Genomic DNA, 14,223 nt, shown 5'->3' with positions numbered 1-14,223 from the left:
GTGTTGTTATGCAATGCTAATTTTTGAATTCAAATAAACGCTTTGAACCAACTTCAATAGTTCGACACCTTCACCAAAAGGTTTCTGAAAGGCCTTTCTTCCCATTATCAATCCAGAGCCGCCAGCTCTTTTATTTATGACAGCTGTGGTTACGGCTTCGGTTACATCTGTTTGTCCCTTAGAACCACCACCCGAATTAATCAATCCTATTTTACCCATATAGCAATTTGCCACTTGCAACCTGCATAAATCAATGGGGTGATTCGTGGTGAGCGTTTCATACATTTCGTCATTATATTTACTGAAATCGATATTTTTAAAGCCAAAATTATTCGTTGGTAATTTTTGTTTAATGATATCAGCTTGTATGGTGACGCCTATATGATTTGCCTGTCCGGTTACATCGGCAGCAGCGTGAAAATCTTCTTTCTCTGTTTTGAAAGCTTCGTTTCGGGTGTAGCACCACAAGATGGTTGCCATTCCCAAATTATGGGCTTCTTCAAAAGCTTCTGAAATTTCTTTAAGCTGTCTATTGCTTTCTTTTGAACCAAAATAGATAGTTGCACCAATGGCAATTGCCCCCATATTCCAAGCGTCCTTTACTTTACCAAATAAAGTTTGGTCATATTTGTTGGGGTAGGTTAGTAGTTCATTATGATTAATTTTTACAATGAATGGTATTTTGTGGGCATACTTCCTTGAATTTAAACTCAATACCCCAAAGGTTGATGCCACCCCATTACAACCAGCTTCTATAGCCAGTTTTATAATATTCTCTGGGTCAAAATAATCCGGGTTTTTATAGAATGAGAAAGCAGCACTATGCTCAATACCTTGATCTACAGGAAGAATACTTAAATATCCTGTACCTCCTAGGTTTCCGTGACTATATAATTGAGTAAGACTTCTCAGTACCTGTGGATTTCGATTACTGCTAGTAAAAACCTTATCAAGACTTTTATCACTTGGTGTCTGTAATTCGTCTTTTGTTATTTTTTCACAAACGTGATTTAAGTAGAAATCAGCCTTATCGCCTAGGTTTTGAGTTATGTTTTCGTATGTACTCATAGCTTGTAGTTTATGGTTTTAAAAAATCATTTTTTACGTTGAAGAATTTTACAACATCCTTCCAAAGTTTTACTTCTTCTATATCGGTAAATCCTGCTTTTCTTAAGTTTTCGCCTGTTTTACGATTAATATTATCGCCTATTATGTTTAATGGTATAAAATTGAACCAATCCATAAGAGCGCCTAAAATCTTGCCGTTACTTCTAACGTGTTCAAGCATAATTAGCTGCCCATTTGGTTTTAACACCCTCTTAATTTCTTGTAAACCTTTTATAGGATTTGGAACAGAACAGAACACACAACTAGTGACTACTGTATCAAAGGTGTTATCCTCAAAATCCAGATTTTCTACATCCATTTCCATGAAGTTCGCCATTGGTAGTTCTTTTCTGTATTTTGCTTTTGCCTTTTCAAGCATATTCTTACTAAAATCAATAGCGGTTAAATCTATATCACGGTTGTAAAACCTTAAATTTTTACCTGTGCCGACTCCTACTTCAAGAGTTTTTCCATTTACTTGTTCAATTAATTTTTTCCTCCATTTATCAAATCCACTTGTACCCATTGGCTTTTGCAAAAGGTCAAAGTAACTTGCAATCCTGTTATAGCGTTTTTTTATTTTTTCATTGGTATTCATTCGCTTTTCTTTATAAAATAGATAAGCTCTGATTTGTTTTTAAAATAGATTTTGAACCATCTTTTTCTATTCCTGTGAGCGCTCTAATAGCATCGATAGTTTCAGGTATAACAATAGCTTGGTTATCGACGATGTAGGCATAAAAAAGCTCATCACCCTGTACCTTTAGCATATCTTCCCAAAGTGCTACTTCGTACATATCGCCCCAAGGCCGTCCCATATCCAAGAACATTTCTTTAATAGTATTGTTTGAAACCAACCCCTGGTCATAACGAATTAGTTTGATTCGGCTAGAAGTTTTAAATGCGTTCAATACCTCTTCCTTGGTTGCTTGCTTTTTTAATTTCACATTCCAATAGTGCATATGACTTAAGGTTTCAGGTACTTTCACCGCCGAAGTAATCACATCCAATTCTGGGTCAACGCTTTTAGCATCCGGACCTTGATGGCTCGGGATATCTTTTTCCGGCACCATCGTATTCATAATACCACCTAGGTGGCTTTCCCAAGGGTCAGTAGCTCTTCTTAAAAGTGTTCCTCTTGCATAATCAAGTAAGTCAGCTCTTTTTAACGCTGTTAACGTTCTCAGTATAGAAGTTGTATTGCAAGAGACTACTCTGGTTGCATCCCTGTTTAGAGCAGATTCATAATTATTTTCGGCACTAAAGGAATGTCCCGTAGTTTCGTGTTTCTCTCCACCGTGCAATATAAATTTGATGTTCTGTTCTTTATAGATTTCCACATTTTTTGCGGCAATCTTTTTGGGGGTACAATCCACAACGAGGTCTGAATTCTTTAAAAGGTCTAGCATATCGCCTTTTACCGATATTCCTTCAGATTCCATTTTATCAGCAGCGTCTTGAGTTGCTGCATAAATGTCATATTCCTTTCTTACGGCATTTTGAATGCGCCAATCGCTAATGACATCACATACTCCTGAGAGGTTCATATCGTTTTGTAAGTTGATGGCATCTGCCACTCTCTTTCCGATAACTCCGTATCCTATTACTGCTATTTTTTTCATTTTATACTGTTTTAAGTTTTTGATTTTTTATTAAGATGATGGAACCGATAATGCCTGCAATTAGTGAAGAAAATAAAATGCTAACTTTTGCGGTATAGATAAATTCTTCATTGGCAAAGGCCAATTCGTTTATGAAAATTGACATCGTGAATCCGATACCTGCTAAAAAGGCAACTCCATAAATTTGATACCAATTAATGTTTTTAGGAAGTTTTGCTAACTTTAAAAACACTAAAATTCTGGAAAATAAAACGATACCAATAAATTTTCCGAATACGAGGCCAAAACCAATTCCTAAACTTATAGGATGGGTAAGTACTTCAAATACTTTTCCGTGAAGATGAATGCCAGCATTTGCAAAAGCGAATAATGGCAATACAATAAAACTCACGAATGGATCTAAAGCATTTTCAAGTTTCTGAAGAGGTGTTTCAGCTTCTGAACTTGTAACTTTTATTTCTTTGAGTATTTTTAGTTGCGAATTAGAAATTAGAGAACCTTTAACTGATTTTTCTTCATCGAACTTTGTGTGCAATGCTGCAAGACGTTGTAGAAATATAGCCTCGTTAATTTTTACACGACCAGGTATAGCTATAGCTGTTAGTATTCCAGCAATGGTAGGGTGTACTCCAGAGAAAAAGAAAGCTAGCCATACACCGCCAATACCTATAATAGCATAGAACCAAGTTTTTCTTATTCCAGCGTAATTACCAATAATTAGTAATCCAAAGAAAAGAAAGGCGTGGAATAAATCCATTGTAGAAATACCAGAAGTATAGAAAAGTGCAATTACTAGCACGCCACCTAAATCATCTACCACGGCAAGCGATACTAAGAATACACGTAATGCTGTGGGCAAGCGTTTCCCAAAAAGAGCTAATACTCCCAAAGAGAAGGCAATATCTGTGGCCATAGGTATTCCCCAACCCTGGGATGCCTCACCAGAAGTATTAAAGATATAATATATGAGGGCAGGAAATACCATTCCACCTATAGCTGCTCCTATAGGCAGTATAGCATTTTGTGGTGTTGATAGTTTTCCTCCTAGTATTTCTCTTTTCAATTCTAGACCTACCTGAAGAAAGAACAGTGCCATTAAACCATCGTTAATCCAAAGTAAGAGTGGTTCAGTTAATTGAAAATTGCCTATACTAATTGAAATAGTAGTTTTTAGAATATTTTGGTAGATGCCTTGCCAAGGTGAATTAGCCCAAAGCATAGCTATTATTACTGTTATTAACAGCACAATACCTGTATTACTCAACACTTTATTGGTGTTTAGTATATTCCAGACACTACTGTATGCTGTTCTTTTTTTCATTAGTGCGATGAGTTTTTAACTGTGGTTTGCGAATTAGTAGTGGATTTTGAAATTTCTTTTTTATTAAAATTTCTAATAATCAGGCGGTTGCTCTTCTCATAAGTGAAATAGCTTACCGCCCAATTAAAACCAACCATCAATCTATTTCTAAAACCGCTTATTGACATCAGGTGCACGATAGACCATAATAACCAAGCAAAATAACCTACAAACTCAAGTTTGCCTAAATCTGCTACTGCTTTACGTTTCCCTACAGTTGCCAATGCTCCTTTATCTTTGTACTTGAAAGGTTTAATAGGTTTGTCCTGTATGATATTTAGGATTGAATTGCCCAAATATTTCCCTTGTTGAATAGCTGTCTGTGCTACTTGTGGATGTCCTTTCGGTGTTTTTTCGGAAATGAGTGCTGCAATATCGCCAATGGCAAAAATGTTTTTGTGACCTTCTACTTTTAGAAACGGGTCGGTTTTTATTCGGTTACCTTTAACCACATATTTTTTATCAATACCCTTTGGAAACTGGCCTTTTACACCAGCCGTCCATATTAGGTTTTTTGCTAATATGGTTTTCCCACTTTTGGTGGAAACTATTGTACTATCATAATCACTAACCACTTCATTAAAAAGTACCTTTACATTAAGGTTCTTTAAATATTTCAATGTATTTATGCTAGCTTTATCAGACATCGTACTTAACAACTCTTTATTCGCTTCTATCAAATAAATATTCATTATTGACGAGGGATACTCTGGATAATCTTTTGGAAGAATGTATTTGCAGAATTCTGCTAAAGCTCCTGCCATTTCTACTCCTGCGGGACCACCGCCTACTATAACAAAATTAGTCAGAGCATCACGTTCTTCATCATCACAAGTAATAGCTGCTTGCTCTAGGTTTTGTAACATCATATGGCGAATGTTGAGTGAATCCCGAATATCCTTCATCCCCAAGCCGTTCTCAGCTACGGTATCCATACCAAAGAAATTGGTGGCGGTGCCTGTCGCCAATATCAAATAATCATAAGAAACACTTCCCTTATTGGTCATTATGGTGTTTGAAGAAGGTTGAATTTCCTGTACTTCTGCCAATCGAAACAATACATTTTTATAGCCACTAATTTGTTTTCTGAAAGGGAATACTATACTATCTGGTTCTAAAGCACTTGTTGCTACTTGATATAAGAGCGGTTGAAATTGATGAAAGTTATTCTTGTCAAATAATACTACCTGTATCGCCTTGTGCTTTAATTTTTCAACCAATGCCAAACCTGCAAAACCGCCACCAATAATAACCACTCTTGGCCATTCTGTATCGGGAAGGCATATATCGTTTGCGATCTTACAAGACGATTTTAATATGTTGTTATGTATATCTTTATCTTTCATATTTCATTAAAGGTTCTACAGTCATTTACAAGGTGTATTTTACTAATCGTTCTTATCTCTTGCTATCATTACTGAACATTTAGCGTGGGTAGCTAAATATTGAGAAACTGAACCTAATAATAGGCGTGAGAGCGCACCCTGACCTTGAGAGCCAACTACGATTAAATCAGCATCCCAGTCTTCAGCCTTTTCTAGGATAGCACTTTTAGGCAATCCACTAACAACACTTGTGGTGATGGTAAGTGTTTTATTTATACTTTTTAGGGCATCACTAGCTTCTGAAACAATTTTGTTACCTAATTTTTGAGCACCACTTATGAATTCTTCAAAATAATTGTTCAAGCTACCACCGGTGGTTATCAATTCTGGGCCAAGTGCTGTGGGAAATTCGTAAACATTTATAATGCAAACTTCAGTGCTTGGTGGTAACGTCATTCTGTTAAGTTGCTCAACAGCTGCTTTGCTGAAATCTGAACTGTCTATAGCTAATACTATTTTCATAATTTTAATGGTTTATCAATAGAAATATCTTACGCTTTATTATTGTTTATAAAGGTTTGGGCGTCTTGTTGTGAAGCGAAGTAAAAAACACTTCCATTACTTTTATCTTGTACAATTATTGCCGAAGCTTTATCTACCTTTGTATCATTAATTGGATTTGTTCCAAAACGGACATTATCTATGTTTTTCTGAAGTTTTTCTACGCAATTTTCGCAGCAACCATAATACGTAATACCCTTAACGTCAATGGCTATTTGGGAAACACCCATAAACCTATCATTGACCATACAGACTTTTTCGTTTGGAACAATTTCATAGTTCTCGGTTGAGTCTATATTTTTACTATTAGATGCTTGCACAGTTTCCTGTGAAATGGGTTTGTCAACTTCTTTTTTCTTGTCATTACAGGATACAAGTGCTATTGAAAGTAGTAATAGCATTAGCACACTAACGGCTAATTGATATGATTTTCTCATTGGTTTTTCAATCGAAATAGCCTGAACGCTGATGTCCTTTTGAGCTGAAGATATTTGTTTCATTTTTTTAAAGTTTTAAATTAATTATGAGTTTTATTAGAGCTTATAAGTTTCTGCCAATACAAATGTTCATATAAGCCAGACCAATACATTCCAAAGGTGAATGCAAAAAGTAATTCTTCAATAGGAATACCTAAAACAAGAATATGGGAAAGGTTGTCAAGGTTCCAATACAAATCAACATATAGGGGGTAAAAAGGAAGGATACTTCCAAAATAGATAAAGTATAGTATTGTAAACAAGATGCCCCCAACCCATATCTTTGCCTTTAAATCTGGACGGCAATACAGCGTAGACAAACCACCAATAAATAAGGCTATAATGCCACAATAAATATGATTGAGTGATGTAAAAAATGCTAGAATAAGGAAGACAATAGCTGGTACAAATAAGATGTATTTATGCAAGTGATGCCTTTTATGACTACGCTCTGTATGTGTTATTTTTTCAAGGGTTTGTTTAAAAATAAGATTGTAAAGTACTACGCCAATACCACCTATGGCAAAAGAAAAAATGAGGCTTTCAATATCAAAACTTGTTTTTTCTGCTAAATTGAAAAGTGATGGTGGCATCCAATATTCTGGTACAAACAATGGCTCTGTAAGACCAAAAGGCATAGTAATGAGGCTCATTTTTAGCATTTTTTTTCTAAAACCTTTCTTTGCCAAGTAAATAACAAACCAAAGTGCCAAAATGATAAGTGACCATATAAACCAGACGTATTGCATAATCTTATAGTTTTCTAGTTTCTAAATAATTAACTGCTTCTTTAACCGTCAAGGGGTAAGTGGCGTTACCAGTCCTAACATAAAAGGTTGTGTTTTCGGTATCGCTGACATAAATGGGTTTTTCAGAAGGTTCAATATCTATTACGCATACATCCTCACCATTTAATTTGTAAAATGAAATGTGATTGCTGAAACAAGCCTCGTGACCTAATTGTGTAGAAATAATTCTGAACAATTCTCGTTCATAACCATCTCTGTTTTTGTGTTTAAGAGTTTTAAAATCTTTTTCCAATCCTAAAACATTTCCGTCATCATCAACGCCAATAATTAATTTTCCACCCTTTGCATTCATAAAACCCGTAATGGTTTTAGCAATGACCCTTTCTAAATCGCGATTGGTTGCCTTACGATAATAGTCATAGCGTATGGAAGACTTAAATTCTACTCGTTCATTTTCGCCAGATTCGATTAACTCTTCAATATCACGAACAAGTAATCGCTGTTGTGCACCGATAAGCCTATTCTTTCGTTTAATAGTTCTAAAAAATAGTCCAGAAATTATACCCAGAAAGCTTCCTAAAAGTGTGAGTATGCCACCCATTCCCCTCATATCGAATGTGAAAGAATCTAAAAAACGAGTTTTTAAAACATCTTGGAACAAGGCAAATGAAAATGTTGTGTTACTGTATTCAAACCAATAGAGCACCATTGTAAAAGGGTGTACCAAGAAATAAAAAACACCAGCCCAAATCACTATTTGGACAATTATTGTTTTAATATTTTGTGCAGTATAACTCACTTGCTGTTATTTGATATAATTATGTTCTAAGTTTAATAGGTCTTCACGGTTACCAAATTGCTTATTGAATATTTGACTGAATGAATACACAATAGCTAATTGAATGCGATGCTCATTCTTTCCGAATAAACTTTGAGTAAATCCTGAATTTTCTGTGTAGCGATATTGAAGACCTATATCAAAGTTTTCGCCCAAGCGATAAAACCCATTTGTTATAAACATTAACTGATTAGAATCAGTTGTTAAATTGTCTAAGGATTTATAACCACCACCAACAGAAATTTGATAATGTGGACGTTCTAATTTTTGCTTCAAATACCTGAAAGTGCCAAAAAGAGATGTTGACTGCGTTCTGGTGTAATCAAAATAATCATTGAGTTGCGTTATTTCATCCCATCCAAAATTTTGAATAGCTTGAAACTTAAAATCCACAAAGTTTATTGGGTCTGGCTTTAAATTCAGCACCGTACTAAAGAGTAGATTTTTGACCGAAGAGTCAAAATCATTAGAATAGCCAGATCTATCGGTAAAATAGTTGTTATAACTCAACCCGATTTGCTGTACAATATTCCTATTCCACCTTTGGCTTTCAGGTACTTTGTAGACTAACGAGAGCCCCATAGAGTTTAATCTAAAATCGTCAGGCTCTAAACTGTCATAGAAGTTTTCACCGTGTATTGAGACAAAAAATCGTTGTTTGAATACATGTGTGTATTCTAATACATTAGCATATTGGTCACGTTCTGTGTTTACACCATCAGAAAAAGGGTTAAGCGCATAGACAAATTGTTGTGCGTCATCATCACGTAATGTTGGAAATTCGTTTAAATTGGTCTGTGCAAGAGTTCGTCCTACTTTAAAAATATTGGTTTTGTCCTCCAGCCGTATAAAAATATTATTGTAGAAAACTTCACCTAGATTAGAGTTGGCATCAGGAAATTGAAGACCTAATACAAATTGTGCACGCCAATTATTATATAACTTCTGGCTCAATCCTAAAAGCAACTGAGTATCTGAAAAATCAGATACTGCGCTAGATTCGTCTGAATTGAAATTTAAGTTTCCTGAGAAAACACCTTTGGCACCGACTTCAAATTCTGGGGTAATTTGTCCATAAGATAGACTTGATATTATTAGAAATATGTATATGAGTTTATTCATTTGTTTTTGATATTAATTATTCATCTAATGCTATTTTTGGTAATTTGTCATCTCCAAACATCATTTTATTCATATCACCCGTATTTTCATTTTTCATAGAATTCATTCCTTTCATACCCATATCGGTACTTGAATTGTACATCGGGTTTCCAGAATGTTTTGAAATAATCAACTCATCGGCTGGTAAATCTTCATAGACTAAGGCCAGTAAGTTACCTCCAGGGTATAAACCATTGTTTGTTACTTTACGCGTATCATGGTCGTGGAATGTCCAAATACCTCTATTTTTTCCCTCAATGATGATATCGAAAGTTTTTCCCGGTGTAAGCGGTACGGTATTTCTCTTCCAAGGATTTTCTAGTGGCACACCATCATCCGCTACCATCCAAAAATCGTGTCCGTGTAAATGCAGATGATGTGTTTCTGCACCTGCATTGATTAGCCTCACTCGAATATTTTCACCTGACTTAATAAACAAGTATGGTGTTGATGGGTATGATTTCCCATTTACTGTAAACCAATTAGCCTGAGGTAATTCTGCATTGGATCTGCGATTTGTGACATATGGTGGCTGATAGCCATTTTCCATACTGGCAAGAAATTGTTCTTTATTATCAAAGACACCCCACTGTTCACTATTGAAACGGCCATTTTTCATTAAAAAACTTCGCTGTTTCATTCGTTCTAACATTCCGTTCATTTCTTCGCGGATATAATTGGTATCGTGAGCAGAATAGACTAGAGTATACTCTCTTTCGTAAGGGAATTTTTCCTTGATTGGGTCTTTTGGATTTTCCACTATTAAACTACCAAACATACCTGCCTGCATATGCATTAGGGTTCCCCAATGGCAGTGGTAAAAGTGGGTGCCTTCTGGCTCTGCCACGAATTCATAAATAAATTCGTTTTTTGGCATAACGGGAAGCTGTGTAACAAATGGCACACCATCCATACGCCACGGCACAAAAATACCGTGCCAATGAATCGTATGATTTAGGTCTGTTTTATTGATGAATTTTACCCGTACTTTATCGCCAGCATTTACCCTAATCTCTGGTCCAGGAATCATATCATTAAAGGCTAATGTGTGATATTTATATCCTGGTGCAGGTTCGTGAATATGAAGATCTATGTAAAGTTCAAATTCTTTCCATTCCCCATCCCTTTTATAAGGTAGAGGCTTAACTAGTCTTTGCTTATTCTCCATTTTGGCTTCGTTTGCAAGTAAATCCCCTGGGATAAACAGCATTCCTGCAGTAGACATAGCTCCCGTTGCTAAAAAATCTCTTCTGTCCATATATTATTTGGTTTTGATTTGAGCGTTGTAAAAACCTCCTATACAAGCACCAATAAGCCATCCGAGAATGAAGGTTTGTATAATTCCAAAAAATGCTTCCAATAAGGGAACATCCATCCTTATAATATTGGTAGTGTCCAAACCGTGTAAGAGGCTATTGAAGAAAACAATTGTGCCTTCTTGTCCTGCAGTAGCCATAACGATCATACAGCCTAGATAAATCAAGGCACCAGTAAGACCAAAGGCAAACCCAAGTTTTTTTATGTTTAATCGGTACATATTTTTATGATTTTGAATTATTGTAATAAATTAATTTATCTAATTGATAATTAATGACAAGGTTTCATATCTTTATCACTCTTCATTTTCTGACACATGGATTCTGCAATACTTTCGTTCTCCAATGCATGTTCACAAAAGGCATCGCTCATATGTTCGTCTGTTGCAATTACTGGCATGAAATGATGTGTAGTTAGTAGCATCAAGTCGGGATATTTAGTAATCATACTACTTAATTTCCCTGCTAGAATAGTATCATTTGCAGCTGCCTTGACCAACTCATCCACCATCATACCTGTGGCGTGGTCATTGCCCATCATCTTATCGATGTATTTTTTGCCCAAATCATGGTTTTCTGCCATTAAAGCCAATACTTCTTCTTGTTGTTTTGGTTCCTTGACCATTTCGACTAAAGAACTTTCTTCTTTCTGTGAACAGGCTGAAAACATGAGAGTCATCAGCAAAATCACTCCAGCATTTTTCAATATTGATTTCATAATTTATTCATTTAATTATTATCCTTATTCTGACTTCAGAGCCTTTTTTGATTCTTCAAATTCTTCCTTTGATATCTCCCCTTTTGCGAAACGCTTCTTGAGAATATCTAGCGGGCTGTCCTTCTTTGTTTTTTGATAGGGTATATCTGTTGGGATTAAGAAAATCCAAACGATAAAAATGAGCCAAATAATCCACCATATAAGGTGCATTCCTCCAAAATGTCCATCGTATAAATGCATAATTTTTAGTTTTAAGTTGTTATTAATTTATTTCTGTAATTGTATATCCATTGAGTACATCAAGTTGCTTTTGTATTTCTGGAACCGAAAGAGTTTCATTCATAGTAATAATTGTGGCACCTTTTGGTGCTAAAAAAATCTCTGCTTTTTCGATATTCGGATGTTCTTCCAATGTCTTCTTGACCCTTGAAACACATCCGCCACAACTGATTCCGTTTATTTGAAATTTTTGTTTCATTGTGTTTAAATTTTAATGATGTTGATGTTGATGTTCTTTTCTTTTCTCTTCTGAATCATCATTCGACTGCTTTTGATTATGGTCGTGACCATTATGGTTTCCATTATTATGTTTGTGCCTTCCGTGGCCGTGAGACCCGTGTGGCATAAATAGATGGATAGCGAACATAAATAATATAAAGATGAAAAGAGAAGAGCCCCCACCTATGCCAAAAGAGGGTGCTAAAAAAATGAATAGTATTGGTAAGCCACAACCTATAATTATCCGTATCCAGTGGTTATTTTTCATAATTGTTTAGTTTTAAGATTTTATTAGTGATGTTTATGGTCATCTTTTTCCGAAGAATCCATTTTGTTCATTCTCTTCATATCCATTCCTTTATTGCTCATCATTCCTTTTTCGTGTATCATTGTCATCATACTGCCCACCATCTTTCCTCCGTTTATCATTTTTAGCATTAATGTTATTGTTTGTTTTGTAAACCCATTCTCTGTAATCTATTTGTACTACTAGAGGAATGGGTTATCAGCTATTAATTAGCAGATTTTAAAAACTCCTCTATCTTCTTGCTTTCCTTTTCTGTAAGATTTGCTCTTACTCGCATATGAAGACTAATAGTTTCCCAATCTGTATCGTTATAGTCTGCAGGAGAAGGGGCAATATGACATCTGTTACAGACCTCGCCCCAAAGTTGAGCTCCTGATTTCTCTATCTTAAATTCTTCTTCACTACTTGCTACTTCTGTATCAGGAACAGGTGTGTAGACCTCTTTAGTAGACGAACAAGCGACTATCGTAATTAGAGCAATAAGAATCGATGTTATTGCTACTGATATTTTATATGCTTTTTTCATATCTCTTGTTTTATGATTCAATTAAAATCCAATCGCCCAATGGAGAAATAGTCCATCAGTATTGGTAATACCATCTCCGTCGTGTCCACCTTCTGTTTCGGTAGTTTGGTAACTAAATTTCACTACTGAGCGCCAGCTTAACCAATAGTTAAGCCCAAAGGCATATTGAACTGATGTTTCTTCCCATTCCGCACCCTCTGGAGCATTAAAATCAGAATAACGCCCCACGAATTCTAATTTCTTCATAAAATCACTTCCTGCCATTGTTGGCCTGTAGCTTATTTGGGCGTAAAATGAATTACTTTGATTATCAAATGAATATTCTTCAGCATCTCCATCTTCGTGTACTTCTATAAATGTTGCCGTATCTACATTAGAGTTATTGTATTGGGCTTTGATATCTACAATTCCTTTTAATGGCGATATAGGCTTTACATATGAAAAGTCTAGCGCAAATAGAAAGGCACCAACATCTTCATATTGAGAATCTTCCTTACCAGTTCCACTAGTTGAGTAGGCTGAGAATCCTAATTCTGCTGAAGAATCAGAAAAAGGTAAAACCCCTATACGACCTCCATAAGCTTTAGCCAGGTTGTTGTCCTCATAGTTTTGAAATTTTAGAATACCAGCTTCTTCAGGTTCTTCACTACCATCTTTTAGTCTTGGACCATTTGTAGAATAGACTGAATAATTAAGTTTTGGCCCACCAAGGTCAAATGCCCCTCTTAATTCGACCCCTATGCCAGAAGAAGGCGCAATACCATCGTGACCAAAACCTAAAGGCCTTGTAGGGAGTCTATTTATCCAAGCAGGATGTAATCGTTCCATAAATGTTCCAAAAGGAAGAAGAAACTTACCGGCTCTAACCGTCATATTCTTATTGAGCACGTACATCACATCTGCATATTCCAACCCTACCTCTAATTCATTGCCTTCTAGTACAAACTCTAACTCTGCCTCGAACATAAGCCTGTCTGAGTGTTTGTATAAAAAGATAGGGGCAAAGGCAGCACCTAAAAATGTGGATTCTTCTTCATCACCGGTATCCATATATTCAAAACCGGTATGTCCGTAACCTCTGAGCATAAATTGAGTTTTGCTCGGTTCAAAAGTGTTGTATGTTTGACCATAAACTTGATAGCCAAAAGCGAACACGAAAAGTGTTAAGATTAGCTTTTTCATTATTTCAGAGTTCTTAAATAGTTAATAATCTCCCAGCGTTTTTTTTCTGGGATTGAAGTTTTGTAGGAGGGCATAGGGGAACGTCCTTGTTCTAGTTTCCAGAAAATAGCCCCATCTGATTGCGATTGAAAAGCTGTACTTGTTAGGTCTGCTGGTTTTGGTTTAAGCCCTGTGCCACCCATACCATCTCCTTTTCCTTTAGGGCCGTGGCATACAAAACATAGCATTTTGTATATCTTTTTGCCCGATGCAGCTGCTTTTGCATCACCTTTTAATGGATTCTTTATTTTATCCGCACTTGCCGGTGCGACCCATTTATCTTGTTCTATAGGAGCGTATTCTTTTTTAGGGGAATTGGTAAAGCTCACCGTTATGAAATATATCAACCCTAGAAGGGGTATACTGAAAAAAACTTTTTTTGCTTTCATATGATTAGAATTTATTTTTTTAATTAGGTGTTTAATTGGATTGCTTCAT

Annotated in this window: 20 protein-coding genes; all 20 read right to left on the bottom strand. The window is 35.8% G+C overall.

Annotated features, from left to right (window positions below; genetic code table 11):
• Window positions 1–6: 6 nt before the first annotated feature.
• Entirely contained in the window at window positions 7–1,068 is a 1,062-nt protein-coding gene (locus Z053_RS0101360) for a class I fructose-bisphosphate aldolase (protein WP_025663237.1), read from the bottom strand.
• Window positions 1,069–1,078: 10 nt separating this feature from the next.
• Entirely contained in the window at window positions 1,079–1,705 is a 627-nt protein-coding gene (locus Z053_RS0101355; protein ID WP_025663235.1) for a class I SAM-dependent methyltransferase, read from the bottom strand.
• Window positions 1,706–1,715: 10 nt separating this feature from the next.
• Window positions 1,716–2,729, bottom strand: a complete 1,014-nt coding sequence (locus tag Z053_RS0101350) for a type II glyceraldehyde-3-phosphate dehydrogenase (protein WP_025663234.1) — start codon at window positions 2,727–2,729, stop codon at window positions 1,716–1,718.
• A gap of 1 nt (window position 2,730) precedes the next feature.
• The gene (nhaA, locus tag Z053_RS0101345) at window positions 2,731–4,050 is read right to left on the bottom strand and encodes a Na+/H+ antiporter NhaA (RefSeq protein WP_025663233.1); all 1,320 of its coding nucleotides are present in this window, start codon (window positions 4,048–4,050) and stop codon (window positions 2,731–2,733) included.
• Window positions 4,050–5,435 carry an NAD(P)/FAD-dependent oxidoreductase gene (locus tag Z053_RS0101340; protein ID WP_025663232.1) on the bottom strand — a complete coding sequence of 462 codons (1,386 nt, stop codon included), beginning with the start codon at window positions 5,433–5,435 and terminating at the stop codon, window positions 4,050–4,052. The genes nhaA and Z053_RS0101340 overlap by 1 nt, the downstream gene beginning before the upstream one ends.
• A gap of 42 nt (window positions 5,436–5,477) precedes the next feature.
• Complete coding sequence (locus tag Z053_RS0101335; RefSeq protein ID WP_025663231.1) at window positions 5,478–5,936, bottom strand: universal stress protein; 459 nt, start codon at window positions 5,934–5,936, stop codon at window positions 5,478–5,480.
• Window positions 5,937–5,965: 29 nt separating this feature from the next.
• The gene (locus Z053_RS0101330) at window positions 5,966–6,412 is read right to left on the bottom strand and encodes a hypothetical protein (RefSeq protein ID WP_206539198.1); all 447 of its coding nucleotides are present in this window, start codon (window positions 6,410–6,412) and stop codon (window positions 5,966–5,968) included.
• An 80-nt stretch (window positions 6,413–6,492) separates the two neighbouring features.
• Window positions 6,493–7,200: a lycopene cyclase domain-containing protein gene (locus tag Z053_RS0101325; RefSeq protein ID WP_025663229.1), complete on the bottom strand. Its 708-nt coding sequence runs from the start codon at window positions 7,198–7,200 to the stop codon at window positions 6,493–6,495.
• A 4-nt stretch (window positions 7,201–7,204) separates the two neighbouring features.
• The gene (locus Z053_RS0101320; RefSeq protein WP_035094591.1) at window positions 7,205–7,999 is read right to left on the bottom strand and encodes an AlbA family DNA-binding domain-containing protein; all 795 of its coding nucleotides are present in this window, start codon (window positions 7,997–7,999) and stop codon (window positions 7,205–7,207) included.
• A gap of 6 nt (window positions 8,000–8,005) precedes the next feature.
• Window positions 8,006–9,160 carry a hypothetical protein gene (locus Z053_RS0101315; RefSeq protein WP_025663227.1) on the bottom strand — a complete coding sequence of 385 codons (1,155 nt, stop codon included), beginning with the start codon at window positions 9,158–9,160 and terminating at the stop codon, window positions 8,006–8,008.
• A 16-nt stretch (window positions 9,161–9,176) separates the two neighbouring features.
• Window positions 9,177–10,457: a multicopper oxidase family protein gene (locus Z053_RS0101310; RefSeq protein ID WP_025663226.1), complete on the bottom strand. Its 1,281-nt coding sequence runs from the start codon at window positions 10,455–10,457 to the stop codon at window positions 9,177–9,179.
• Between the two features lie 3 nt (window positions 10,458–10,460).
• Window positions 10,461–10,736 (bottom strand): DUF5676 family membrane protein, encoded by a 276-nt coding sequence (locus Z053_RS0101305; RefSeq protein ID WP_025663225.1) that lies wholly within the window; start codon window positions 10,734–10,736, stop codon window positions 10,461–10,463.
• 50 nt (window positions 10,737–10,786) lie between these two features.
• A complete protein-coding gene (locus Z053_RS0101300; protein WP_025663224.1) occupies window positions 10,787–11,233 on the bottom strand; it encodes a hypothetical protein in 447 nt (148 codons plus the stop codon).
• 24 nt (window positions 11,234–11,257) lie between these two features.
• On the bottom strand, window positions 11,258–11,473 hold the full coding sequence (locus Z053_RS0101295; protein ID WP_025663223.1) for an SHOCT domain-containing protein: 216 nt from the start codon (window positions 11,471–11,473) through the stop codon (window positions 11,258–11,260).
• A gap of 22 nt (window positions 11,474–11,495) precedes the next feature.
• Window positions 11,496–11,711 carry a heavy-metal-associated domain-containing protein gene (locus Z053_RS0101290; protein ID WP_025663222.1) on the bottom strand — a complete coding sequence of 72 codons (216 nt, stop codon included), beginning with the start codon at window positions 11,709–11,711 and terminating at the stop codon, window positions 11,496–11,498.
• Between the two features lie 12 nt (window positions 11,712–11,723).
• Window positions 11,724–11,858: a hypothetical protein gene (locus tag Z053_RS32055; RefSeq protein WP_262482469.1), complete on the bottom strand. Its 135-nt coding sequence runs from the start codon at window positions 11,856–11,858 to the stop codon at window positions 11,724–11,726.
• 164 nt (window positions 11,859–12,022) lie between these two features.
• On the bottom strand, window positions 12,023–12,169 hold the full coding sequence (locus Z053_RS31265; RefSeq protein ID WP_160170036.1) for a hypothetical protein: 147 nt from the start codon (window positions 12,167–12,169) through the stop codon (window positions 12,023–12,025).
• 74 nt (window positions 12,170–12,243) lie between these two features.
• On the bottom strand, window positions 12,244–12,564 hold the full coding sequence (locus tag Z053_RS0101275; protein ID WP_025663220.1) for a hypothetical protein: 321 nt from the start codon (window positions 12,562–12,564) through the stop codon (window positions 12,244–12,246).
• A 21-nt stretch (window positions 12,565–12,585) separates the two neighbouring features.
• Window positions 12,586–13,650: an OprO/OprP family phosphate-selective porin gene (locus tag Z053_RS0101270; protein ID WP_241459799.1), complete on the bottom strand. Its 1,065-nt coding sequence runs from the start codon at window positions 13,648–13,650 to the stop codon at window positions 12,586–12,588.
• 95 nt (window positions 13,651–13,745) lie between these two features.
• Window positions 13,746–14,174 carry a c-type cytochrome gene (locus tag Z053_RS27690; RefSeq protein ID WP_025663218.1) on the bottom strand — a complete coding sequence of 143 codons (429 nt, stop codon included), beginning with the start codon at window positions 14,172–14,174 and terminating at the stop codon, window positions 13,746–13,748.
• Window positions 14,175–14,223 lie beyond the last annotated feature (49 nt).

It is taken from the genome of Aquimarina megaterium XH134, assembly GCF_000520975.1.
In the GTDB taxonomy this organism is placed as follows: domain Bacteria; phylum Bacteroidota; class Bacteroidia; order Flavobacteriales; family Flavobacteriaceae; genus Aquimarina; species Aquimarina megaterium.
The sequence above is the reverse complement of the archived record's forward strand: the minus strand, read 5'-3'. Positions and strand labels throughout refer to the sequence as shown.

Coding starts and splice junctions, on each gene's coding strand:
- Z053_RS0101275 (WP_025663220.1), bottom strand. CDS start 12,564: ATGAAAAAAGCATATAAAATATCAGTAGCAATAACATCGATTCTTATT.
- Z053_RS0101350 (WP_025663234.1), bottom strand. CDS start 2,729: ATGAAAAAAATAGCAGTAATAGGATACGGAGTTATCGGAAAGAGAGTG.
- Z053_RS0101295 (WP_025663223.1), bottom strand. CDS start 11,473: ATGCATTTATACGATGGACATTTTGGAGGAATGCACCTTATATGGTGG.
- Z053_RS32055 (WP_262482469.1), bottom strand. CDS start 11,858: ATGCCACACGGGTCTCACGGCCACGGAAGGCACAAACATAATAATGGA.
- Z053_RS0101315 (WP_025663227.1), bottom strand. CDS start 9,160: ATGAATAAACTCATATACATATTTCTAATAATATCAAGTCTATCTTAT.
- Z053_RS0101340 (WP_025663232.1), bottom strand. CDS start 5,435: ATGAAAGATAAAGATATACATAACAACATATTAAAATCGTCTTGTAAG.
- Z053_RS0101360 (WP_025663237.1), bottom strand. CDS start 1,068: ATGAGTACATACGAAAACATAACTCAAAACCTAGGCGATAAGGCTGAT.
- Z053_RS0101290 (WP_025663222.1), bottom strand. CDS start 11,711: ATGAAACAAAAATTTCAAATAAACGGAATCAGTTGTGGCGGATGTGTT.
- Z053_RS0101325 (WP_025663229.1), bottom strand. CDS start 7,200: ATGCAATACGTCTGGTTTATATGGTCACTTATCATTTTGGCACTTTGG.
- Z053_RS0101335 (WP_025663231.1), bottom strand. CDS start 5,936: ATGAAAATAGTATTAGCTATAGACAGTTCAGATTTCAGCAAAGCAGCT.
- Z053_RS0101330 (WP_206539198.1), bottom strand. CDS start 6,412: ATGAGAAAATCATATCAATTAGCCGTTAGTGTGCTAATGCTATTACTA.
- Z053_RS0101270 (WP_241459799.1), bottom strand. CDS start 13,650: ATGCTCAGAGGTTACGGACATACCGGTTTTGAATATATGGATACCGGT.
- Z053_RS0101305 (WP_025663225.1), bottom strand. CDS start 10,736: ATGTACCGATTAAACATAAAAAAACTTGGGTTTGCCTTTGGTCTTACT.
- Z053_RS0101355 (WP_025663235.1), bottom strand. CDS start 1,705: ATGAATACCAATGAAAAAATAAAAAAACGCTATAACAGGATTGCAAGT.
- nhaA (WP_025663233.1), bottom strand. CDS start 4,050: ATGAAAAAAAGAACAGCATACAGTAGTGTCTGGAATATACTAAACACC.
- Z053_RS0101310 (WP_025663226.1), bottom strand. CDS start 10,457: ATGGACAGAAGAGATTTTTTAGCAACGGGAGCTATGTCTACTGCAGGA.
- Z053_RS31265 (WP_160170036.1), bottom strand. CDS start 12,169: ATGCTAAAAATGATAAACGGAGGAAAGATGGTGGGCAGTATGATGACA.
- Z053_RS0101300 (WP_025663224.1), bottom strand. CDS start 11,233: ATGAAATCAATATTGAAAAATGCTGGAGTGATTTTGCTGATGACTCTC.
- Z053_RS27690 (WP_025663218.1), bottom strand. CDS start 14,174: ATGAAAGCAAAAAAAGTTTTTTTCAGTATACCCCTTCTAGGGTTGATA.